This is a genomic window from Halomonas binhaiensis (assembly GCF_008329985.2).
Lineage (GTDB): Bacteria > Pseudomonadota > Gammaproteobacteria > Pseudomonadales > Halomonadaceae > Halomonas > Halomonas binhaiensis.
Window position 1 is genome coordinate 3292211 of record NZ_CP038437.2, and the last position, 23596, is coordinate 3315806.

Sequence of the window (23596 nt, forward strand, 5' to 3'; positions counted from 1 at the left end):
TGAGCACCCAATGCGTTATTCCCGACTGACCGAACGAATCGCTGGCGAAGGCGCCGCGGCCTGGAATATCCACAATCGTGCACTGGCACGCCTGGAAGCCGGTGAGGACATCACTGTGCTGTCGGTGGGCGACCCTGATTTCGACACGCCGACCGCGATAGTCGAAAGCGCCGTGGAAAGCCTGCGCAACGGGGCCACACACTATCCGGATATCCAGGGCAAGGCGGCGTTGCGCCAGGCCATTGCCGAACGCTATCGCCAACGTGGCGTCGAGGCGCATCCCGAGCAGTTGATCGTGCTGGCCGGAGCCCAGTGTGGACTCTACGCTGTGGCACAGTGCCTGCTTGATCCCGGTGATGAAGTCATCGTCCCTGAACCTTGTTATGTCACCTATGAGGCGGTACTGCACTCCACCGGCGCCAGCATGATGCGCATTCCGTTACGCGGCGACAGTGGGTTTCGTCTCGACGCGGCGGATATTGAAGCCGCCATCACGCCGCGCACCCGAGCGATCATGCTCAACAGCCCTCACAACCCCACTGGCCAGCTCATCGATGCCGATACCTGGCAGGCCATCGCCGAACTATGCCTGCGCCATGACCTGTGGCTGATTTCCGATGAGGTATATGCCGAACTGATCTTCGAGGGAGAGTATGTCTGTGCCGCCTCTCTGCCAGGATTGAAAGACCGCAGCATAGTGATCGACAGTCTGTCGAAATCTCACGCCATGACGGGCTGGCGTCTGGGCTGGGTATTCGGTCCTGAAGCGCTGATCGAACACCTCGGTAATCTGGCACTATGCATGCTCTATGGCTGCCCGGACTTCATCCAGGATGCTGCCCGGGAAGCCTTGATCCAGGATCGGAATAGCCCGCAACTCAAGGCCATGCGCGAGAGCTACCGCGCACGGCGCGATACGGTATGTGCAGCACTCGCAAATTGCCCCGCCGTGCAGGTCATCAAGCCGGCAGCCGGGATGTTCCTGATGATCGATATACGTGCCACCAGGCTGTCGTCGCAAGCCTTTGCCGACCGACTACTCGACGAGTACGGAGTATCGGTACTTTCTGGCGAGGCCTTCGGCCCCTCCGCGGCCGGTTTTGTCCGCCTGAGCCTGACGGTCAAAGAAGCCCGCCTGACCGCCGCCTGTCACCGTCTGGCCAGCTGCGCCGAAGCAGCGCTGGAAGAGACCGGCCATCTTTCCACCGTCCAATGAGTCGCCTATGACATCATCGTCCAACGCTCACCTTTCACCCCCTACCGCCAATCCAGCGGTACAAGTCCGCCACCTCGTCAAGCACTATGGCGATCTCGAGGTGCTGCGTGATGTCTCCCTCGAGGTTGCCGAGGGCAGTGTCACTTCCATCATCGGCTCCAGCGGGTCTGGCAAGAGTACCCTGCTGCGTTGCCTCAATCTGCTGGAGCGCCCCGACCAGGGCGATCTGGCGATTGCGGGTGAAACCATCCGTTTCGACCGCAATCCCCAGGGCGACGTCGTCGGCCTGGACCGGCGCCAGCTGCAACGTCTGCGTGCCAAGGTCAGCATGGTCTTCCAGCAGTTCAATCTATGGCCACACTTCACCGTACTCGGCAATGTCACCGAAGCACCAATGCGCGTCCAGGGACTTTCCCGCCGACGTGCCATCGAGGTTGCCGAGCACTATCTGGAACGGGTTGGCATGGCCGACAAGCGCAATGCCTATCCGGGGTATCTCTCTGGCGGCCAGCAGCAGCGCGTGGCCATTGCCCGTGCGCTCGCCATGGAACCGCGCTTATTGCTGTTCGATGAACCAACCTCGGCACTCGACCCGGAGCGTGTCAACGAAGTGCTCTGCGTGATCCGTGACCTGGCCGGAGAAGGCCGGACCATGGTGCTGGTCACTCACGAGATGGCTTTTGCTCGGGAAGTTTCTGACCAGGTGGTGTATCTCGATCGTGGCGTCATCGGTGTCGCCGGTGCACCTTCCGAGGTCTTCGACGATCCTCGCTGCCAGCACTTCGTGTCACCGGCAGCCTGATTCCCGAACAGCACCTAACAATACCTAACGACACCCCATAGCACCGAACATGACGCCATAAGACATAACAACACGGCGTCCGATCAGGAGAAAACCATGCAGCGCTCCCTCATCCCCGCCATCGCCCTGTCCCTTGCTACTCTGGGGGCCACAGCTCACGCCGAAGAACCGCTCAAGATCGGCATCTCCGCCGAGCCTTACCCGCCCTTCACATACACGTCTTCCGAAGGTGAGTGGACCGGTTTCGAAGTGGAACTGGCCGAGTCGATCTGCGACGCCATGCAAGCCAAATGCGAGATCACACCTACCGGCTGGAGCGGCATCATTCCTTCGCTCAAGTCTGAGCGCATCGACATGATCATGAACTCCATGTCGATCACCGAAGCGCGCAAGAAGGTCATCGACTTCACCGATCCTTATTACTTCACCCCCGGCGCCTACGTTGCTGCCAAGGATGCGGAACTTAGCCTGCCGGAAGGACTGGATAGCCTGGTACTCGGCGTTCAGAGCGCCACCACCAATGCCACCTTCGCGCGCCAGGCACTGCGTGACACCGGCGTCGATATTCGCCTTTACGACCAGGCCGAGCAGGTCAACCGTGACCTGCTGTCCGGCCGCCTGGATGTGATTCTCGCCGACGAGATCGCCATGACCGAACTGGTCGAACGCGATGAAGCCAGCGATTACGAGATCAAGGGGACTGCCCCCCACCACGAGGCTTATGGCGAAGGGGTTGGCATCGGCATCCGCCAAGGCGACGATGACTTGAAGACCAAGCTCAACGCCGCGATAAAAAAGGTCCAGCAGGATGGTACCTGCACTCGGCTTTCCGAGGAGTACTTCGGCACCGATGTCTGTGTCGGCTGATCCCCTGTCGAATCCATCGTGATCCGAACCGCTGGCTGGTCATGCCATCCAGCGGCCTCGCCTGATCAACGCAAGGTACATTCCTGATCATGAACAATCACTCCCAAGAAGGGCTGGTCGATTGGGCCGGCCCAATTCTCCAGGGGGCTCTGACCACTCTGGAGATTGCTGTCCTGGCCTACGCCATTGGCCTGCTGCTGGGACTGCTCGGCGCCAGTGCCCGGCTCAGCCCCTGGGCCCCGTTACGAGGCCTGGGTACCCTATACTCCACCGCAGTGCGGGCAGTTCCCGAGCTGCTGCTGATCATTCTGCTTTATTACGCTGGCTCCCAGGCACTCACTGCCCTGACCAATGCCATGGGCCTGCCCGGCAAGGTGGCCATCAATGGTTTTGTGACAGCCGTGGGCGTGCTGGCTTTCGTCCAGGGAGCCTACATGACCGAAGTATTTCGTGGTGCCATTCTGGCCATTCCCAAGGGTCAGCTCGAGGCTGCAGATGCCTTCGGCTTCTCTCCCTGGGCACGCTTCCAACGCATTATCATCCCCGCCATGCTGCCCAATGCCTTGCCCGGCATGTCGAACCTGTGGCTGATTCTGATCAAGGATACCGCCCTGATCAGCGTCATCGGCTTCAGCGAGCTGTTCTTTACCATCCAGCAGGCTGCCGCCAGCACTCGTGCCCAATTTCTGTTCTATGCGGCCGCTGGCGTCATCTACCTGGTCATGACACTTTCGTCCACCGCGCTGTTCTCGCGCCTGGAACGTCATTTGTGCCGTGGCCGGCCAATGTCCGAGGAGGCCTGACATGGATTTTTCCTGGCTTGGCGACCCTTTCTATCAGGATTACCTGATAGAAGGGTTCATCAATACGCTGTGGTTGATCGTCATCTCGGCGATCGGCGGGCTGGCTCTGGCCGTGATCATCGCAATCACTCGGCTCAGGGGGCCCAAGCCCCTGGCCTGGTTGGCCCATGGCTTCACCACCGTGATGCGCGGTACCCCACTGTTGGTACAGCTGTTCTTCTTCTATTACGGTGTGGGCCATCTGTTCGAGGGTATCCCCGGCATCCAGGACAGTGTCATCTGGCCGGTACTGCGCGACCCGTTTTTCTATGCCACCCTGACCTTCATCCTGAGTGTCGGGGCCTATTCTGGTGAGGTCATCCGGGGCGCCCTGGTCAATGTGCCACCAGGTGAGCGCGAGGCAGCCCGTGCCTTTGGCCTGACGCCGGTTCAGGTATTCATGCGCATCTGGTTGCCACGTGCCATCCAGATATGCCTGCCGACCCTGACGGGAGAGATGATTTTGCTGCTCAAGTCTGTGCCGCTGGTCTCGACCATTGCCATGATGGATCTGCTGCAGGCGGCCAACATCATTCGCGATGAGACTTTCCTGACCTATGAGCCCCTGATGCTGATCGGTGGTGTCTATCTGGTCATGACTCTGGTACTTACCGCGCTGCTGCGTCAGGTCGAGCGCCATTTCCCCGGCATGCAACCGGAATGCCGGCGCGGCTGGCTGACACGCCATGCGCCTCCTTCAAGCCGCTTGAGCCACTAAGCCCTTTATCGCTGTCGCTGAGGAACGAAGCCAATAACGAAAAGACAGGCTCCAGAAAACAACAGGGCACACAGGAAGTCTTGAACATTCCAGCGTGCCCTGTTGAGGGTTACAGCACGACCCGGCGGCCGCCCTTGATCACTTCCTTCAGGGTCTTGTCGGGGTACTCCAGCACACCCAGGTCTTCATCCGGGCAACCATCCCACAATGCCAGATCCGCCATGGCCCCGGCCTGCACCACGCCAAGCTCACCCTCACGCTCCAGCAGGCGTGCGTTGATGGAGGTCGCCTGCTTGAGTACTTCGACAGGTGTGAACGCTTCTCCGCGCAGGGCGAACTCACGCATCTGGTAACGCTGCATTCCCCCAAGCAGGTCGCTGCCCAGCCCCACCTGAACGCCGGTTTCGCGCAGCAGCTCGAGCGCATCAAGCCCTTGCTGGCGAACATTCTCCACCTTGGCACAGCTCACCGCGGGCAAGCCCATTTCTTCGCCATGCCTGGCCAGAGCCTCGTAGGTACTGACGGTCGGTACGATGAAGGCTTCCTTGCGCTTGGCCAACTCGCAGCTTGCCCGATCGATGAGATTGGCATGTTCGATGGAACGTACGCCGTATTCGAGACAGCGTGAAATCGCCTCAGGAATGTAGGCATGCGCCAGGCAATACTTGCCCCAGGCATTGGCCTCCCAGACAATGGCGCGGATTTCCTCTTCGGTGTACTGCAATACATCAATCGGATCAGAAGGCGAGGCTACCCCGCCACCGGCCATGATCTTGATATGGTGTGCACCCTTGCGCAGCTCATCACGAGCCGCATGCTGGACACTCTCTACCCCATCGGCAATGCGCGAGATGCTGGTTGATGCGCCGCACCCACACAGGCAGCCCCCTTCAAAAGGCGTCCAGTCACCATGACCGCCTGTCTGGCTCAGCGCCTTGCCGCAGTAGAACAGCCGCGGCCCATCGATCAGCCCTTCCTCGATCGCCTGGGCAAGCCCATAGTCGGCTCCCGCTGCATCACGCACGCTGGTGAAACCACGGCGCAACATGTCACGCAACGACTGGTGGGCAAACTGCGCCACATAGGAAGGTGCCATCAGATCGACCTGGCGCAGGCTGGCATGAGCGGCCAGCACATGCACATGGGCATCGATAAGCCCTGGCGTCAGCGTTGCACCCCGTGCATCGATGACCTCGGCAACCGTCGAGCTTTCCCGTCCAGCGACGACTTCGCGGATCAGGCCATCCTCGACAATGACACTCTGGTCATCCTTGACGACATCGTTGACGCCATCGAAAACACGACAGTTGTTGATGATCAGCATTACAGACTCCTTATTGTTTCAAGGCCCGAGCTTATTGTTCCAATGCCCGAGCTTATTGTTCCAATGCTTGAACTTATTGCTTCAATGTCTGAACTTATTGCTTCAATGCCTGAACACGTTCATTGGCTGACTGGGTCAACAGGCTGACAACCACCAGCATCAGCGTGGCCAACGGCATTGCCACCAGCACACTGTTCCAGCCCAGCGGCTTGCCCAGTCCGATTTCCCACACCAGGGTCACGATGCAGCCTGTCAGCATGCCGGCCAGCCCGCCCCAGGACGTGGCCCGTTTCCACAGCAACGCAGCCAGCAAGGCCGGGGTAATGGCCGCCCCATACATGCCGTAGGAATACATCTGGATGGCCAGCACGCTGGGAAAGAAGGAACCCAGGACATAGGCCGCAATGCCAAGCCCAGCAACGCTGATACGGTTGAAACCCAGCCGCTTGTGTTCAGGAATCGATATCTTGAACAGGCCGCTGGCAATGTCCTGGGTCAGGTTGGCCGAAGCCGACAGCAGATAGGAATTCCCGGTCGTCAGAATCAATGCGAGTACCGACGACAGCAGGAACGCACCCACGATGCCGGGCAAGCCCTGCTCTGCCATCACCAGCATGGCGGTATCCGGGTTGATGTCAGGGAACATCACGCGGGTGCTGCATACCAGCACAACAATCAGGACGATGCTGACCATGCCGGTGATGCAGAATCCCAGTGCCGAACGCTTGGCCGTTCCCCCATCCGTGGCAGCGGCAAAACGCTGGAACAGGTTCTGGTCCCCCAGCAGCAGCAGAAACAACGGCAGGAAGAAGCCAATCGCCTGCCACAGGCTGAGGCCACCGGTCCAGCTCTGCTGCTCCACCGGCAAGGCGGCGTACATGCCGGACAGGCCACCGAGCTGACTCAGAATGATCGGTACACCGATCAACATGCTGACAAAGATGATCAACGCGCTGATGAAGTCGGTATAGGCCACCGAGACCAGACCACCGATGGTCGCCAGAACCGTGATGATGACCGCGGAAATCAGCGTGCCCTGCCAGGAGGGAATATCAAAGGCAAGGTGCAGTGCATAACCCGCACCAATGAACTGATAGGAAACAATGCCGATATAGGCCAGCAGGATGATGATCGATCCTACTGTGCGTGCATGGCGGCCATAGCGACGCTCGATCAGCTCAGGGATCGTCATCGCCTCGGATTCGCGAATGCGCTTGGCCAGGAACAGGTACATCACCATCGCCCCGATCGGTGTTCCGGCAAAGAAGAACACCGCGGCCCCAGGCCCGTTCTGGAACACGAAACTGGCACCGCCAATCACCGACCCCGAACCGACAAAGGTGGCCAGCAGGGTACCCGTCAACACAAAGAACGATAGTGATCGGCCCGCGACCAGGAAGTCCTTGTCGTCATGAACCTTGCGTTTTGCGTAATAGATTCCAGCGCAGACCATCAGCACCAGATACAGCGAGAGCACGAATGCATACATCGTGAATGCCTCCCTTGGGGGTTGTTGTTATGTGGCATTGGCCAATTTTCGGGGTTATGCGTCGGTGGGTTTCAACTGCTGACGAAGGATGGTTTTCCAGGTATCGAGTAGCCCGTTGAAATAGGCAGCATCCTCGCGAAAGACACTTTGCGTGCCCATGCCCCGCATCAGATTCATGGTCAGGTTCATCAAGGACTGCGCTCGTTCCGGAGGCAGTTCTGGAAACAGCTGCTGCCAGGTGTCGTTCAAACGACGATGGAAGCGACTTACCAAGGGTGTCAGCGCTGACTTGAACTCTGCTTCATGACGAGACTTGAGCGCGATTTCCAGCGTGACCATGTAGAGCTGATCGCTCATGAGCTGCCAGATCACATCCAGGCAGTCTTCGAGGCTCAGCTTGCCCGAGTGGACATCATCGACCGCGTGCCTCAACTTCTCGACAAACTCGTCGAGCAACACTTCCATGGCTTGGGTGATCAGCTCATCTCGGCTGGAGAAGTGATGCGTCAAGGCGCCTTTGGAGACGTTGGCTTCGTTGGCCACGCGAATCAGGCTTAGGTGATGAAAGCCATCACGCTCCAGGCAGGTCAGGGCGGCACGCAGGATCTTCTCGCGCGTTGCCAGACTCTTCTGCTGCTGCCATTTCATGCTCATGAGCCCTCCTTCTATCGGGCCAATTATTGTTCTTGAGCTGTTCTGATGAGATTGCTCTGATGCATCCTGCATGAACATAGCCATAAGAAAACAAACCGTCCAGTCTGTTTTTAACATTGAGCAGGCAAGGCTGGCTGACAGGCATGTCAGCAAGATCATGTTTTATTTACGTTTCAAATACATGCTTTGGGGAAACGCTGAATAAATCAACCGAGCGGGATGAGACACAAGGGGCACGTAGCACAGAGCACAGCCACCGGAGCCTATTGGGTATAGGTGAGGATTGACGGGGCGGCCATCCGTCGGGCTGGCGATCCAGCACCGCGCACCAATTCGCCGGGAGCGAATGGGAACATCCTTCGGATGGCCCGAAGGGTAGCCGCCATGGATGGCGGCTATAGCCCAGCGGATCGCACGCGTAGTTCACTCCTCAACCTGATGTGCACTAATCCAATGTCAGTACGATCTTCCCGATATGCTTGCTGGATTCCATCATTTCGTGCGCGCGTGCGACATCCTGCAAAGGGAACGTGCTGTGTATCATGGGATGACACCGCCCCGCTTCAAGAACCGGCCAGACATGCTCAAGCAATTCGTTGGCAATTTTCGCCTTCTCGGTTGATGTTCGTGCTCGCATAGTTGAACCGGTAATCACCGCTCGCTTCAGCGCCAGTTCTTGTAGATCCAGTTTTTCAGCACGAATTCCGCCAAGAAAACCGATGATGACCAGCCGACCATCCATTCCCAGGCTTCGCATGTTTGCAGAAAAATAGGATGCGCCCATGATATCGAGAATGACATCAACACCACACCCATCGGTCTGGTTCAGAATAAAATCGGCAAAATCAGTTTCACGGTAGTTGATTGGGGTGCCGCCAAGGTCTGAGATCACATCACATTTTTCATCTGACCCAGCCGTTGCATATGCATGAATACCAAACTCGCGACATAGCATCAGCGCAGTTGTGCCGATACCACTTGTCCCGCCATGAATCAGAGCACTCTGGCCTGATGTTGCGCCACCGAGATCGAACAAGTTAGCCCATACGGTGAAAAAAGTTTCGGGAAGCGCCGCCGCCTCAATCATTGACATACCAGCCGGCACCGGTAATGTCTGGCTTTCTGGCACTACGCAGTATTCCCCATAACCCCCTCCATTGGTCAGGGCACATACACGGTCTCCGACCTGAAAACCACCGACTCCCTCGCCAAGTGATGCGACAGTTCCCGCAACTTCGAGACCTGGTATTGGCGTTACACCTTCAGGCATTGGATAGTGCCCCTGACGCTGGATGACGTCTGGGCGGTTGACACCTGCGGCTTCGACGCGAACCAATATTTCTCCAGGCCCAGGGGCTGGAATCGCCATCACAAGAGGCTTTAGCACCTCAGGTCCGCCAGGTTCGGTAATTTCGATGACGGTCATTTGGTTGGAATTTGAGGACATTGGCGTGGCTCCTTGTCGTTAAATTGGCTCGACTCAGACCTTCTCGACCTTCACTGCGGTACCGGTGGCCACCAGAAACAGCATCGACTTGCCACCGCCGGAGATCTCGCTGTAGTCCAGGTCCACACCAATCACGGCATTGGCGCCTTTCTCCCTGGCTTCCTTGCGCAGTTCTTCCAGGCAAGAGGTTCGCGCATCGCGTAGCGCATTCTGGGATGACTTGTTGCGTCCGCCAAAGATGTCACGAATACCGGCGAACATGTCCTTGAATACATTCATGCCGAACACACATTCTGCCGAGACAATGTCCAGGTGCTCGGTAACGCGGTAGCCCTCAAGGTGGGAGGAAGTGGTGAGAATGATCTGATCGCTCATCGTATGGACTCCTGAATAAATAACTGACTCAGTATCTTCACTCCATAATGCTGCATTTCCAAGAGCGACACATTTCAAAGGGCACGCATTGCCATTGGCTATAAGACCGATAAACCACGCCACTCTTTACCTCAAGTTAACTTCAGGTATTAGGCTGTGCGGCAAGTCGACTGTCCCAACGTCATTGCGGCCCATGCTGCTCTTCAGGAGACCAGAAATGCAAGCAACCACCTCCCCGCTCCCATTGCATGAATCAATCCAATGGAATACTGGCCCGCTCGATCTTGATGCCTACCTGCAACGCATCGGTTATCAGGGTTCGCTGATACCGAGCGTGGAAACCCTGCGCGCGCTGCAACAAGCACACCTCTCGTCCATCCCTTTCGAGAACCTGGATATCATCACTGGCGGGGAAATTCGCCTGGACCTGGAGCATCTGCAGGACAAACTGGTGCACCACCGACGCGGCGGCTATTGCCATGAACAGAACCTCCTGTTCGGTACGCTGCTGAACCAGTTGGGTTTCCAGGTGGTCACCCGAGGTGCGCGCATGCTGATGGGGGAAGAAGCCAGCACGGCCACCGCCGTCGCCCACACCATGCTTGTCGTCAGCGCCGAAGGACGGGATTGGCTGGTCGATGTCGGCGTCGGCAATATCGGCCCCCGCGAGCCAGTACCTCTGGAAGAAGGGGTCGAGGTACGCCATGGCCACTGGGAATATCGCATGGAGCGCTCCCTGCTGGGCCTCTGGCTACTGCGCCACCGGCGCCACGACGGCTGGTTCAATGTCTACCAGTTCGGTGATGAGCTGTACTTTCGCGCCGATGCCGAGAACCACAACTTTCATGTTTCCCATCACCCGGACTCTCCCTTCGTCCGCGGCATCATCGTCCAGCACAATGGAGAGGCAGTCCGTTATTCACTCTCCAATCTGGAGTTGAAGACCTTGTCTCCAGGGCAACCTCACACTTCTCAGCAGATCACGATCAAGGCATTGCCCCAGGTACTGCGTGAGCTTTTCGGCCTGGAGCTTGCTCCGGAACAGGAACATGCCCTGCAACAGCAGGCTGCCATGCTTGTCGCAACGCCGAGCGAAGGCGACTGACAGGCATGACAGCAACATGATGCCGAGAGCAGTGGACAAGGCTCGAGTCGCAAGGAAGCGACTCAAGCCTTATGCCAGGTCACGGCGATGGTGCGCGAGGAGCGTGCCGACTTTGGCCTTTCGGTCGCGCCGAACCATACCGAAGACCTGGAGTTCACGCCGATTCTCGATGACCATAATGTAGTGGTGTGTCCGTTGGGCCATCCCTTGCTGTTGCTGGAACAAGTGCCATGGAGAAGGCTGTCGGCTTCCCCTTTCCTCGGCGGCTCGAGTGTTGTTGGACATGCTGCAAAGCAGTGTTCAACCTGATCGGTAATACAGCAGCCACGATCGCAGTATTCCCGATCTATTGCCCTTCCTTCATCGTGGCTTCCCTTGTCTCACACCGCCCTGCCTCGCATCCCTTGTAAATGCACATAACGAGCCCCTGCAGGGCCATTCCTGGCTGACGTTTGCCAGACATCTTGTCCTTGACAGTCTTGCGTCTGGCTTCTATTGGTATATTTATTCGTATAAATACAACAAATACAGCATTGCCAGCCAGGTCCCCCGCTCACCTGCGTGATCGGGATACAACCCACCCCACCGGCAAGGCATTGGAGAAAGACACGTCTCAAACCAGAACGACGTTTCTCAAACCAAAATGCTCCTCAAACCAAAGCATTCCTCAAACCAAAACAACAGGGGGAAGACACCATGCGCAAGACCTTCACGACCCGAAAACTCGCCATCTATGGCGGCATGCTGCTGGGTTTCATCATGCTGGAAAGCCCGCTCGTCATGGTCGCCAATCATGTGGAGCCCATGGTCATGGGTGTCCCGTTTCTCTTCGTCTGGAACCTGGGCTGGTGGGCCTTTCTCACCATCCTGTTCCTGATCGCCTATCTCACCAACTGGGGCAGTACGACCAGGGGCGGTATGGCAGTATCCAGCCCGAAGCGTGATGACTGAGGAGACATACCATGACCGGAAGCATTCTGATCATTGCCGCCTTCATGATCATCCCGCTGATCGTCGGGCTGGTATCCGCCCGTCAGTCTCAAGGCACCAGTGAGGATTTCTTCGTCCAGGGCAGAGCCATGGGTAGCGTTGCGGTGTTCTTTACCGTCGCTGCGACCTGGTGGAGTGCCTTTGCCTTCCTCGGCTCCAACGCAACCTTCTATACCAGTGGCCCGGTGTACCTGACGGCACTGGCCTGGAACCTGCTGTTCGGATTCATGTACTACTGGATCGGCAAACGCGTTTGGTTCCTGGGCAAGCGTTTCAACTACCTGACCCCATCCGATCTGATGGGCGACTTCTACAACAGTGAAGCACTGCGCATCCTGGTCGCCGTCATCACCCTGGTGTTTACCATTCCCTATCTGCAGATCCAGCTGACGGGCGGCGCCTACCTGATCGAAGTAGCGTCAGGCGGTGTCATTCCCTTCTGGCTGGCCGCCCTGCTGTTCTACTTCATCATCATCGTCTATGTCTGGGTTGGCGGTATTCGCGCCATTGCCTGGACGGATGTCATCTACGGTGCACTGCTGTTCTTCGGCATGATGTATGCGGGTTACTACATCTCCAATCAGGTGGGCGGCCCAACGGCACTGTTTGCCCAGCTCGCCTCGTCATCACCCGCCCACCTGACCATGCCCGGGCCGAACGGCAACATGGGTTACAGCATGTGGTTCTCCCTGTTCATGATCGTTGCCATTGGCGCTTTCATGGGGCCACAGATCTGGCTGCGCATGTATTCGGTCAAGAGCGGCCGGCTGTTCAACCTCATGCCCTTCCTGCTTGGCCTGGCCGCCTTCGCCTACGTGGGCTCCGTGCTGACAGGCTACTCCGGTGTGCTGCTCGAACCTGGACTCGAAAACCCCGACCAGGTCCTTCCGGTCATGTTGATGAACTACGCGCCGTATCTACTGGCTTCCCTGATCATGGCCGCCGGTGCCGCCGCCGCCATGTCCACGGCCAATTCCCAGATTCATGCCGTCTCCACCGTGGTGACGATGGATATCTACCAGCGCTACGTGAACCGGCATGCCAGCCAGTCGCGCATCGTCTTCATCGGGCGCCTGTCACTGGTCGGTTTCTCGCTGGCGGCCTACATCATGGCACTCACCGTGCCTGGGTTGCTGGTGACCATTGGCATCGCCGCCCTGGCAGGTACTGCGCAGCTCATCGTGCCTACCATCGGCGCCATCACCTGGCGGCGCGCGCACCCCATGGCGGCTTTCTGGGGACTGATCGGTGGTATCGCCTGCGTGCTGTGGCTGACCTATGGCGCCAGCGTCAGCAATCCGCTGGGCCTGCACGCCGGCATCTGGGGACTGATCATCAACTCTGGCCTGTTTGTGGTCCTGAGCCTGGCGCTGGAACGTCGCGACAGCGATGTGGTGGAACGCTTTGCCAAGGCTCGTCAGGACTATGTAGCGGAGTATCATCCCGAGCAGTGCGATGACGAGCAGACCGCTACCCCCCAAACCGCTCAGGCACGTTGATGCACATAGCCAGACCCGCTGGTTGTGATGCATGACTGTAGTGCAATGGCTGTGATGCGATTCCGGGGCCCGTATGAACGGGCCCCTCACCCAAGGAGCAGAACATGGTCCAGACACCCTCCCCCCAGCGCCGCCAGAAACTCGCTGAATTGATCAGCGATGACATCAAGCGCTGGATCGCCACTGAAGGCATGGTGGAAGGAGATCGTCTGCCCAACGAGCGAGCACTGATGGAGCTGTACGGCTGTGCCAAGGGCACTGTCCGCGAAGCCCTCAAGATTCTCGAGGTCGAAGGACTGATCACCTTGAAGACCGGACCTGGCGGCGGCGCCATCCTGCATACGCCGAGCATGGAACCGGCCAGCCGCATGCTGCGTAATTTCCTTCACTTTCGCTCACTTGATGGATATCAGGTGTACCAGCTGCGCCGCCTGCTCGAAGTCGAGATGGCGGTCTCCGTCGTCGGCCTTCTCACAGAGAAAGACTTCGCCACGCTGGAAGCCAACATGAGCGACTGCGAGTGCGCACAATCCGACGCAGAAGACCATCGTCGACAGCGCTTTCTGGAGCTTGAGTTTCATAACTGCCTGGCGCGAGCCTGCCCCAACCCCTTGCTGGCTTTCATGTGCCGTTTCCTCAACGACATGCTGCGCGACCTGGTCGTGGTAAAGAAAGCCTATGTGCCTGAGCGCAAGCAGTTCGACAAGGCCAACCATCGCTATCACCGCGAACTGGTAGACGCTTATCGCGCCGAGGATGTCGAGCGGGTGCGAACACTGATGGATGAGCACATGCGCGACGCCGAAGGACATATGTCCGCGCTCGAGGCGGAGATGGCCAAGCAGATGCTGATCGTGCCAGAAACCCTGGCCCAAGGTTCGGAGCACTCACCGCTGCTGCAGATGTTCCAGCAACAACAACAGCAATGACTACCCGCGAGGACCTACGATGACCACTGAACTCTCCTCTTCATGCTCTTCTTCTGCACATCCTTCTCTTGCGCTGGATGTTGCCACGGACAGCGAACGTCTCTGGCAGTCGCTGATGGAGATGGCACGCCCTGGCGCCACGCCCAAGGGAGGGGTCAATCGCCAGGCACTGACCGACCTTGATCGCCAGGCACGCGACCTGTTCATCGAGTGGTGTCGCGCCGAAGGATGCAGCATTCGGGTGGACAGCATCGGCAATATCTTTGCTCGGCGCCCCGGCACCGATCCGAACGCTGCCGTGGTCATGACCGGCAGCCATCTTGATACACAGCCCACTGGCGGCAAGTTCGATGGCTGCTACGGCGTCATGGCCGGGCTCGAGGTCATCCGCACGCTGAACCGTCACGATATTCAGACGCGCGCCCCGCTCGAAGTGGTTGCCTGGACCAATGAGGAAGGCTGCCGGTTTGCCCCCTGCATGATGGGTTCCGGCGTGTTCACCGGCCAGTTGTCCGAGCATGAAATGCTGCACCAGACCGATACCGACGGCGTATCCGTGGCCGATGCACTGGATGCCATCGGCTATCGTGGCAGCGACCAGGTCGAGCGCGAAGGTATCAAGGCCTATTTCGAATGCCATATCGAGCAAGGGCCCATTCTTGAAGACCGTGAGACCACGATTGGTGTTGTCATCGGTGCACTGGGCCAGAAGTGGTTCGATCTGACCCTGACCGGCCAGGAAGCCCATGCCGGCCCAACGCCGATGTCACTGCGCAAGGACGCTCTACTCGGTGCCGCAGAGATCACCCAGGCCATCAATACCATTGCCATGCGTCATCCCCCACACGGCCGCGGCACCGTGGGTGTTCTGCAGCTGCACCCAGGATCGCGCAACGTCATCCCCGGACAGGTGAAGATGACCATCGACATGCGCCATTTCGACGCCGAGACGCTGGCCCAGATGGCGGAAGAGCTGCAACAGGCCGTGACTGACAGCTGCCAGCGCCACGGGCTGAGCGCAGAGCTAACACCAGCGGCGGACTTTGCCCCCGAGCATTTTGCCGAAAGCTGTGTCAGTGCGGTGCGCCAAGCCGCCGAGCGCCTGGGCACCTCGCATCTCGATATCGTCAGCGGTGCTGGCCATGACGCCATTTTCATGGGACGCATTGCCCCCGCGGGCATGATCTTCGTACCGTGTGAGAACGGTATCAGCCACAATGAAATAGAGAATGCGGCTGCCACAGACCTGCATACCGGCTGCAACGTGCTGCTCTATGCAATGTTGGAACAAGCAGGATTGGAACAAGCTGGCCTTGTCGACGGAGGAGAGAAATAAGCATGCCGACTTCTGTCACCACTGACGCTATCTCCACTGAGCTGAAGGATCTTACCGCCTGCGAAGCGCTGGACATGTTTCAGCGCGGCGAGCTATCGCCAGTCGAACTGACCCGGGATTGTCTCCAGCGCATCGACCGCGACAATCCCCACGTCAATGCTTTCAGTTGCCTGGCTGCGGAAACGGCGATGGAAGCCGCCAAGGCTTCCGAAGATCGCTGGCAGGCAGGACGTCCCTGCGGTCCTCTTGATGGTATTCCTGCCACCATCAAGGATCTCACCCAGACCGCCGACATGCCGACCTACTTGGGCTCAAAGACCACAGGCTCGAAGACCACCGGTTCAAAGACTACCGGCTCAAAGACCACGTCGGCCACGGGTCCTTGGCGGGTAGATGCGCCTGTCAGCCAGCACCTCAAGAACGCGGGAGCCGTCATCCTGGGCAAGACCACCTCCCCGGAATTCGGCTGGAAAGGTGTCACCGACAATCCCTTGCATGGCATCACCCGCAACCCTTGGGATACTCGCCTGACCCCCGGGGGATCATCCGGTGGCGCCGGTGCCGCTGCCGCCTTGAATCTGGGCCTGCTGCACCAGGGCAGCGATGCGGGAGGCTCGATACGCATCCCCTGCAGTTTCACCGGCACCTTTGGCATCAAGCCTACCTTTGGCTGGGTGCCGCAGTGGCCGGCCAGTGCCATGTCCACGCTGTCCCACATCGGCCCGATGACACGCACGGCAGCAGACAGCGCGCTCATGCTGAGCGTATTGGCCCAGCCTGATTCTCGCGATGGCTATCTCGGCAACCCACGCAGTGTCGACTGGCTGGCACCGCCTCCCGCTTCCCTCAAGGGGTGGCGTATCGCCTACAGCCCGGCCCTGGGCTACGTGGATGTCGCACCGGATATTGCTGCACGCGTTGAGGATGCTATCGCCCTGGTGAAGGAACTGGGGGCCACCGTCGAGGAAGTGGATCCAGGATTCGACAGTCCCCTCGAAACCTTCAACACCCTATGGTTCGCGGGCGCCACCCAAGTACTGGAACGCCTGGATGATCATCAGAGGGAACAACTGGACCCGGGATTTCGCGATATCGCCCAGCGCGGACAGAACATCTCGCTGTCCCAATACCTGGCCGCTCGCCGCGAGCGTGAACGCCTGGTAGCCCATATGCAGGCATTCCACGAGCGCTATGACCTGCTGATCACACCGACCATGCCCCTGGCTCCCTTCACCGCTGGCCACAACGTGCCACCGGGCGGCCCTTACCGCGACTGGATGGACTGGACCCCGTTCAGCTACCCCTTCAACCTCACCCAGCAACCCGCGGCGTCACTGCCTTGCGGGCTGGACGACCAAGGCCTTCCGGTAGGCCTGCACCTGGTCGGCCCACGCTACGAGGACATGCGCGTCCTGCATGCCGCCATACTGCTGGAACAGCATCTGCCCCGGTTGACACCACCGGCGTTAGGGTAGATCCACCACGCAGCGGGGCTGTAGATGGGAGTTTCACCTTCCTTATACAGCTCCGCTGTTGCTATCGGGTTTCCGTCAACGAACTTTCCGACGCAAGTTACTGGCCTGCACCACAGCTCCCGCTGCAGCAACGACTCCGGCACCAGCCGCCAGCATCCATATCGGCAGGTTCAGAACCAATATCAATCCTCCTCCTGCAGCCCCAATAGCACTACCCAGATACAAGGCAGATTCGTTGAGAGCAACAGCCAGGTTACCGTCTCCCTGCGTTTCTCGTGCATGAATCAACTCATTATTCTGTGGTACCTGTAGTGCCCAACCAACTGCTCCCCAAATTGCGATTGGAAACAGCACCATCCAGACATTCCAGCCTGCTACCAACGGAAGCGCCAGCAGAGATAGCGACAAGGCCAGCATGATGATGAAGGTCAACTTCGGCCCCTGAATGCGATCAGCCAAGGGCCCCACCAGAAAGCTTCCAGCGACACCACCGATCCCCCAGACCCACAGATACGGAGTGATCGATTTGACCCCACCGTATTCCGAGGCCGACAGCAGCGGTGCCAGGAAGGTATACATTCCCAGACTGGCAATAGCAGCCAGTAGCGACACCAGCAGAATGACGACAACATGACCATCGACCAGCAATGACAACTTGCGCCGTAACGGAATGGATGCGGCATCAGGTAATGCTGGTAGGCGCCATGACAATCCCAGCAACGCTCCCAGCCCAAGCAGTGTGACCAACCACAGCGCAGAGGCCCAACCCCACCGTTCTGCCAACAGCAACCCTAGCGGCACCCCCAGCACAGTTCCCGCTGCCATCCCTCCCATGATGAGGGCAATGGCCTTCCCTCTTGTGGATGGAGATATTGCTGCCGCCGTAGCGATTCCCATGGCCAGATATACTCCAGCACCAATACCTGCCAGGCCACGGAATAGAAGAAGCCAGGCGAAGTCTGTGGCCAGAGCACTTGCTGCGTTGGCCAGCACGAACAGCCCTAGTGCAGCCAGTAGGCCGACACGCTGTCGATGACCTGGTAACAGGGCCACAACCACAGGCGACCCCAGCCCATAAGCCAGGGTAAAGGCTGTAACCAACTGCGCCGCAACTCCAACAGGCACGCTGAATGCCTGCTCGATCATCGGAATCAACCCTGCCGTGACATAAGAAGCCATGCCCAGAGCAAAGGCACCCAAGGCAATAAGAGGCACCGTGGGTGCGGTCGAGAATATAGTGATGGCGGGCGCAGTTCCTGCTCCGCGGGGTTCAGTACTCAAGCTCATTGATTGCTTCTCCAAGTGGTAGAAGCGATCATTTTGAGAGCCCATTTAAACTGTTACAATTTAACCGTTTATGCTATTACTTTAAGCAACAGGAACGCCATGCATAACCTCGAACGCTCCCGCGATGAACTTGCTGCCTTCCTGAGAGCAAGACGCGAACGACTTTCCCCCGCTGATGTCGGCCTGCCTAGTGGCAGTCGTCGCCGCACTCCAGGATTGCGTCGAGAGGAAGTTGCGGCGCTCGCTGGCGTAGGCCTGACCTGGTACACCTGGCTGGAACAAGGCCGAGACATCGGTGTATCCACAACCTTCCTCGACAACCTTGCTCGTGCGCTCAGACTTGATGATGCGGAGCGTCGACACCTATTCCTGCTCGCTCACGAGCGTCTTCCCGCCGAACCAGGAAAGACCTTCTGCGTAGTACCGCCCCTGATATTGCGCCTGATGAAGGACATGGCGCCCCATGCCGCCTATGTGCTCAATCTGCGCTGGGATGTGCTGGCATTCAACGAGCCGGCCAACCAGCTCTTCGGCTTCAAGCACCATGCTTCTGCACAACGCAACTTGCTATGGATGCTTTTCACCGATCAGGAACTGCGCGACCGCTTCGTCGACTGGGAAGAACAAGCAATGCAGATGTTATCCAGTTTCCGGCGCGACTATGCCCATGCCACGCAGGAAGCCGATATCCAGGCACTCGTCGACAATCTGCAGAAGGCATCACCTGATTTCCAGGAATGGTGGCGCAGGCATGATGTACATGCCCCGTGCCATGGAGTTCGCAACCTGAGACTCGATGGCAGGGAAATGACTTTCGAACACACCTCGCTGACCATTGATGCCGACCGTCATCTGAGACTGGTGGTGTACGCAGAGAATCCATAGGTGGTATCGATAGGCCTACATAAACCCTATTGCACACGCATCAGATAGAAAGGCGGCCAATGTGGCCGCCTTGTGTGATTATCAGGACAGTTCCGCTCTCCACTGACGAACCGCTTCCATGGTGAGCTCCGAATACTGCCTTGAAAGATCCCTTCCCCTGAAAGGCGACTGGCTGTCCTCGACAATGGGGGCGGTGTAATGGACGTCATGAGCCAGCGCTGAGAGATATTCGTGGCCTCCCTTTTCATAGGCGGCCAGCTCATCATCGTTCAGGGCAATGAGGTAGGTATAGCCAACAAAACTGTGGCTGCAGTTGACGTCCAGCAGCAGCGTTCCGTCATGCTCGAAAAGGAACCACGACTGGTCTTCATGATCGATCACTTTCATCGGCAATGGCTCTTTTCGGCGCTCTGTATAACCTTTCTGGGAAACCTTCAATACTTTCAATCCATCACTACTTTCCATCCATCACTACTTTCCATCCAGCACTACTTTCAAGCCATCAATTCTTCAATACGAGCCCACCTTTACATCACTTTCGGACTCGTCATTCTCTTCCGTTCCGGTTTGACCAGAAGACATGAAATCCACCAACCGCTCGCTGTCCTGCGGCTTCCATCCACGAGGATCGGTCACCGCTGCCCAGGCTTGGGTGTATTCCCCTACCGAGTAGTTATGCCCATGCCCTGGCGGTGTGTCACCGGCAGACAGCATATCCATCGCGACCTCGAAGAAGGACACCACCGGTACCCACTCGAACAACGGCGAGACATCCGGCCCCCTTGGTGGTTTCATCCAGTTGGGTTCGCGGTACCACATGCGTTCATTGAAGAAGGAGATCGCATCGGAGGGATTGACGACATAGGCAATGCGTACCGGCCCCCACTCCTGGCTTTCTACATGTCGTTGCCCCTGAGGGCCGAACACGCGGACCAGCGAACCATCTTCAAACTCCGGCTGCCAGGCAGGAGAGTTACCATGAGGACGACTCTGGATGCGGCGCCACATGCGGTTGCGAAAGGTCGGCCCCGCCCACACGGCGCCCTGAATGGGGTGATTGATGAAGGCATTCAGCGGTGCGGAGTTCTCCGAGCCCAGCGAACCCAGGCTCAAGCCGAATAGGTACAGCCGGGGACGCTCCGCTTGGGGCAAGGTCTTCCAATATTCATAGATCACATTGAAGACGATGGAAGCCGACTCCTGCGCTCGCCCAGGTTCCAGAACCAGCGAGAACGGGCTGGGCAGATAGGAATACTGCACGCCAACAATGGCGGTATCACCACCGTACATGTACTCCAGCGGTGCCAGGGCCCCATTCTGCAACCAGCCGGTCCCCGTCGGGGTCGCAATGACCAGTAGCTCCCGCGAAAATGCCCCCGTGCGTTGCAGCTCCCGAAGCGCCAGCTCGGCCTGCTGCTCTGTCTCATCGGCTGATCGCAAGCCAACATAGGCGCGTATCGGCTCCCTGGCAGGCTGGCCGGAAAAAGCCGTGATATCTGCTGCACGTGGCCCCTGATCCACATAGAGCTTCCCGGCCTTGCCCAGCAGATCCCAAGTAATCAGGGAGTCGGCGCTTCCGGAACGAGTGTCTTGAGCAGGTGGTTCAGCCCCCGGAGGATCACTGATGTCCACCGACGCCTGCACCTGGTCGACTGCGGTAATCGCATAACTGACCAGGGTGCCATTGACGGCATTGACCAACAGGGCAAGGAAGACCACCACCCCCACCAGCGATGCCACACGCCGGCGAATATAGCGCCTTGGAAAGGCTGCCGCTGCACGTATTCCCCATGCAAGCCCAGTTCCCAGAAGCAGCAGCAAGACCGCCACGCCAACGGCAACCAGCACAATCCGGACATAATAGTCACTCTCCACGGGAGACATGCCCATCAGTTGCCGGGTGGAATTCTGCCAGTCCGAGGCATGCCAGAGATGAAAGGCCAGATACACCACGATGAAGGTGACCAGAATCCAGAACAGACCAGGCCGCCAGCGATGACGAATGGTGGGCAGCTCCATGAAGCGCCACAGCCAACTCATGATCAGCCCGAGCCCATAGCCCAAGGCAAACGAAAAGCCGGTCAATATGGCCTGGAACAACCACGGACGAGGCACAAGCGAAGGCATGAACGTCAAGGCACACAGCAGGCCACCGAAAAGGAGCCCTGCCAACGAAGGGTGATACCAGCGTCTGCCTGCCGAGTACTCCGATACGTCTTGCTTTACTGAAGGCTTCAACATTCCTTTGCCTATCCTTTTATCTCGTCCTGCTGATTATCTGGTCCTGCCATTCAGACTGGCTGCTGCCGGCGAAAATGCCACGGATAAAGAGCGATCGATCAGGAAGCTCTGCCAGATGAGCACCGTTGAATCCACCTGAAAGCTCCATAATTTCAGCTTTTTAATCAGGAGTCTGGCTTTTCAATGATGACTTTTTTCTTTCATATTTGATCAAAGGGGAATATCACTCCGCCCTTATCCGTCTTACATTGTTGTAGTTCATCACCATGGACTAAAACAAGGAAGGATAAGGTCATGAAAACCCCTGCCACACTACTGGCCACAGCGCTCTTTACCCTGAGCCTGACGGGACCGGTATACGCCTCTAGTGAGTCCGATGCCGCCACTACCGGCACGCTCAAGCATGATGAAATCCTCACTATCCTGGAGACTCATGCCAAGGAGGTTCCCCCGAGCTTCAATGATTTTCTGCAGCAAGTGAGCGGTGAAAGCGACAATACCGCCCTGCAGTCGGCCATCGAAGGCTATCTGAACGGAGAAACCCTCGAGGGCGACGATTTCACCAACCTTTATCGCCTGCTGGGCATCTATACCCGCCTGCATTACGGCGACGATGTCGTCGACCTGCTCGGTGAAATGGTCGCCATTCCCACCGACAAGAAAGGTGATGCGCCGCAATACGAAAACCCCGGCATCATTCAGTTCGGCGAGCTGATCAAGGCCAAGGCCGAGGAATTCGGCCTGCAGTTCCGCAACGTGGACAACCGCATCTTCGAGGTCGAGCTGCCCGGCAGCACGGATGAAGCCTTCGGCATCCTGACCCATGGCGATACCGTACCCGCCGAAGACAGCTGGACCCTGGACGATGGCACCGAGCTCAACCCTCGTGAGATGACGCTCAAGGACGGCAAGCTCTATGGTCGTGGCACTGAAGACGACAAGGCCTCCATCGCTGCGGCCCTGTATGCCATGAAGACCATCAAGGAAAATGATGTGCCGCTCAAGCGCACCATGCGCCTGATGATCGAGACCACCGAAGAAACCGGCGGCGAAGGCTTCACCTATTACAAGGAAGTCAACGCCAAGGAAAACCAGGAACTGCCAGCCTATAACATCGTGCTCGACAGCGGCTATCCGGCAGTGATCGCAGAAAATGGGTTCGGCACCATCACTACCGATTTCCCACTCGTGGAAGGTAGTGGAGAAAGCTCTGGAGAAAGTTCTGGAGAAAGTTCAGGCGAAGGCCCCGAGATCGTCGAAGTCACGGGTGGCCTGGCCAGCAACCAGATTCCCGAAACCGCGGTAGCGACCATCCAGGCCGATGACCCGGAAGCCGTGAGCGAGACCCTGCGTGCCGAAGGCGAAGCTTATGTCGAAGCCAACGGTGGTGACTTCCAGGTGATGTCCGACGTCGAGGGCGACCAGGTCACGCTGACCGTCAAGGGCAAGTCCGCTCACTCCTCGAAGCCGGACTCCGGCCTCAACCCCGTGCCGCGCCTGGCCGGGCTGCTGGCAGAATCCGAGGTTCCCTTCCAGGACAACCACTACACCGCGGCCATGCATTATCTGAACGATAACTACGGGCTGGATTACCACGGCGAAAAGCTGGGTGTGGCCTATGAGCATGAGTTCATGGGGCCGCTGCTGGTTTCACCGACGTTCCTGCAATTGAAGGATGATCATCTGAACGTTGCCGTCAACGTGAGGGCTCCGGCAGGCGACCGTTCCCCGGAAGAACTGGCCAACGCGATCAGCGAGAAGCTGAATGCCTATGCCGAGGAACAAGGCTCCGACATGCAAGTCGCCGTGGAAATCGACGACTGGATGCTGCGCGACCCTCAAGGCGCCTGGTTGCAGACATTGCTGAATATCTTCGGTGACACCACCGGCCTGCCCGCCGATCCGGTGTCTTCTGCTGGCAGCACCACCGCCAAGCTGTTGCCCAATGCCATCAACTTCGGCCCCTCCATGCCCGGCGAAGATTACACCGGACATACCTCCGAGGAGTTCAAGAAAGTGGATAATCTGATGCTGGATATTCAGATGTTCACCGAGATGTTTGCGCGGATCGGCAATCAGCCTCAGTTGGACTAGGGCTGGACTAATCCCTGGCAT

At 58.1% G+C, this 23596-nt stretch carries 22 protein-coding genes; 14 read left to right on the forward strand and 8 right to left on the reverse strand.

From position 1 onward, the window contains the following. Nucleotides 1-10: 10 nt before the first annotated feature. The 5 genes from E4T21_RS14400 to E4T21_RS14420 all read left to right on the forward strand — a co-directional run bounded on the left by E4T21_RS14400 (nucleotide 11) and on the right by E4T21_RS14420 (nucleotide 4445). A complete protein-coding gene (locus E4T21_RS14400) occupies nucleotides 11-1216 on the forward strand; it encodes a pyridoxal phosphate-dependent aminotransferase (protein ID WP_149285721.1) in 1206 nt (401 codons plus the stop codon). Between the two features lie 7 nt (nucleotides 1217-1223). Beyond that, nucleotides 1224-2018, forward strand: coding sequence for an ABC transporter ATP-binding protein (locus tag E4T21_RS14405; RefSeq protein WP_149285722.1), 795 nt, complete (start codon nucleotides 1224-1226; stop codon nucleotides 2016-2018). A 96-nt stretch (nucleotides 2019-2114) separates the two neighbouring features. Then, the gene (locus E4T21_RS14410) at nucleotides 2115-2885 is read left to right on the forward strand and encodes a transporter substrate-binding domain-containing protein (protein ID WP_149285723.1); all 771 of its coding nucleotides are present in this window, start codon (nucleotides 2115-2117) and stop codon (nucleotides 2883-2885) included. Between the two features lie 89 nt (nucleotides 2886-2974). Further along, complete coding sequence (locus E4T21_RS14415) at nucleotides 2975-3688, forward strand: ABC transporter permease (RefSeq protein WP_149285724.1); 714 nt, start codon at nucleotides 2975-2977, stop codon at nucleotides 3686-3688. A gap of 1 nt (nucleotide 3689) precedes the next feature. Beyond that, complete coding sequence (locus E4T21_RS14420; RefSeq protein ID WP_149285725.1) at nucleotides 3690-4445, forward strand: ABC transporter permease; 756 nt, start codon at nucleotides 3690-3692, stop codon at nucleotides 4443-4445. Nucleotides 4446-4554: 109 nt separating this feature from the next. Here the strand turns inward: E4T21_RS14420 and E4T21_RS14425 are convergent, their stop codons facing one another. From E4T21_RS14425 to E4T21_RS14445, 5 genes are all read right to left on the reverse strand, one after another. Continuing rightward, nucleotides 4555-5769, reverse strand: a complete 1215-nt coding sequence (locus tag E4T21_RS14425) for a metal-dependent hydrolase family protein (RefSeq protein ID WP_149285726.1) — start codon at nucleotides 5767-5769, stop codon at nucleotides 4555-4557. 94 nt (nucleotides 5770-5863) lie between these two features. Beyond that, the gene (locus E4T21_RS14430) at nucleotides 5864-7258 is read right to left on the reverse strand and encodes a sodium:solute symporter family protein (protein WP_205423395.1); all 1395 of its coding nucleotides are present in this window, start codon (nucleotides 7256-7258) and stop codon (nucleotides 5864-5866) included. Between the two features lie 54 nt (nucleotides 7259-7312). After that, on the reverse strand, nucleotides 7313-7912 hold the full coding sequence (locus E4T21_RS14435; protein WP_187775005.1) for a TetR/AcrR family transcriptional regulator: 600 nt from the start codon (nucleotides 7910-7912) through the stop codon (nucleotides 7313-7315). A 445-nt stretch (nucleotides 7913-8357) separates the two neighbouring features. Continuing rightward, nucleotides 8358-9359 (reverse strand): NAD(P)H-quinone oxidoreductase, encoded by a 1002-nt coding sequence (locus E4T21_RS14440; protein ID WP_149285728.1) that lies wholly within the window; start codon nucleotides 9357-9359, stop codon nucleotides 8358-8360. Between the two features lie 33 nt (nucleotides 9360-9392). Beyond that, nucleotides 9393-9734, reverse strand: coding sequence for a YbjQ family protein (locus tag E4T21_RS14445; protein ID WP_149285729.1), 342 nt, complete (start codon nucleotides 9732-9734; stop codon nucleotides 9393-9395). A gap of 217 nt (nucleotides 9735-9951) precedes the next feature. Between E4T21_RS14445 and E4T21_RS14450 the strand changes: the two genes are divergently transcribed. The 7 genes from E4T21_RS14450 to E4T21_RS14480 all read left to right on the forward strand — a co-directional run bounded on the left by E4T21_RS14450 (nucleotide 9952) and on the right by E4T21_RS14480 (nucleotide 17068). Further along, entirely contained in the window at nucleotides 9952-10839 is an 888-nt protein-coding gene (locus E4T21_RS14450; protein ID WP_149285730.1) for an arylamine N-acetyltransferase family protein, read from the forward strand. A gap of 87 nt (nucleotides 10840-10926) precedes the next feature. Continuing rightward, the gene (locus E4T21_RS14455) at nucleotides 10927-11148 is read left to right on the forward strand and encodes a LysR substrate-binding domain-containing protein (RefSeq protein WP_149285731.1); all 222 of its coding nucleotides are present in this window, start codon (nucleotides 10927-10929) and stop codon (nucleotides 11146-11148) included. Between the two features lie 387 nt (nucleotides 11149-11535). Further along, complete coding sequence (locus E4T21_RS14460; protein ID WP_149285732.1) at nucleotides 11536-11790, forward strand: hypothetical protein; 255 nt, start codon at nucleotides 11536-11538, stop codon at nucleotides 11788-11790. 11 nt (nucleotides 11791-11801) lie between these two features. Further along, nucleotides 11802-13328 carry a sodium:solute symporter family protein gene (locus tag E4T21_RS14465; RefSeq protein ID WP_149285733.1) on the forward strand — a complete coding sequence of 509 codons (1527 nt, stop codon included), beginning with the start codon at nucleotides 11802-11804 and terminating at the stop codon, nucleotides 13326-13328. A 104-nt stretch (nucleotides 13329-13432) separates the two neighbouring features. After that, nucleotides 13433-14257 carry a FadR/GntR family transcriptional regulator gene (locus E4T21_RS14470; protein ID WP_149285734.1) on the forward strand — a complete coding sequence of 275 codons (825 nt, stop codon included), beginning with the start codon at nucleotides 13433-13435 and terminating at the stop codon, nucleotides 14255-14257. 19 nt (nucleotides 14258-14276) lie between these two features. Then, nucleotides 14277-15593 (forward strand): Zn-dependent hydrolase, encoded by a 1317-nt coding sequence (locus E4T21_RS14475; RefSeq protein WP_149285735.1) that lies wholly within the window; start codon nucleotides 14277-14279, stop codon nucleotides 15591-15593. Nucleotides 15594-15595: 2 nt separating this feature from the next. Beyond that, entirely contained in the window at nucleotides 15596-17068 is a 1473-nt protein-coding gene (locus E4T21_RS14480; RefSeq protein WP_149285736.1) for an amidase, read from the forward strand. Nucleotides 17069-17143: 75 nt separating this feature from the next. Here the strand turns inward: E4T21_RS14480 and E4T21_RS14485 are convergent, their stop codons facing one another. Then, the gene (locus tag E4T21_RS14485; protein WP_149285737.1) at nucleotides 17144-18355 is read right to left on the reverse strand and encodes an MFS transporter; all 1212 of its coding nucleotides are present in this window, start codon (nucleotides 18353-18355) and stop codon (nucleotides 17144-17146) included. A 99-nt stretch (nucleotides 18356-18454) separates the two neighbouring features. Here E4T21_RS14485 and E4T21_RS14490 point away from each other — a divergent pair, with 99 nt between their 5' ends. Further along, nucleotides 18455-19240 (forward strand): helix-turn-helix transcriptional regulator, encoded by a 786-nt coding sequence (locus E4T21_RS14490; RefSeq protein ID WP_149285738.1) that lies wholly within the window; start codon nucleotides 18455-18457, stop codon nucleotides 19238-19240. 81 nt (nucleotides 19241-19321) lie between these two features. Here the strand turns inward: E4T21_RS14490 and E4T21_RS14495 are convergent, their stop codons facing one another. Continuing rightward, complete coding sequence (locus E4T21_RS14495; RefSeq protein WP_149285739.1) at nucleotides 19322-19627, reverse strand: hypothetical protein; 306 nt, start codon at nucleotides 19625-19627, stop codon at nucleotides 19322-19324. Nucleotides 19628-19750: 123 nt separating this feature from the next. Beyond that, a complete protein-coding gene (locus E4T21_RS14500; RefSeq protein WP_149285740.1) occupies nucleotides 19751-21481 on the reverse strand; it encodes an alpha/beta hydrolase in 1731 nt (576 codons plus the stop codon). A 294-nt stretch (nucleotides 21482-21775) separates the two neighbouring features. Here E4T21_RS14500 and E4T21_RS14505 point away from each other — a divergent pair, with 294 nt between their 5' ends. Continuing rightward, on the forward strand, nucleotides 21776-23575 hold the full coding sequence (locus E4T21_RS14505; protein WP_149285741.1) for a dipeptidase: 1800 nt from the start codon (nucleotides 21776-21778) through the stop codon (nucleotides 23573-23575). The last annotated feature ends 21 nt before the right edge of the window (nucleotides 23576-23596 follow it).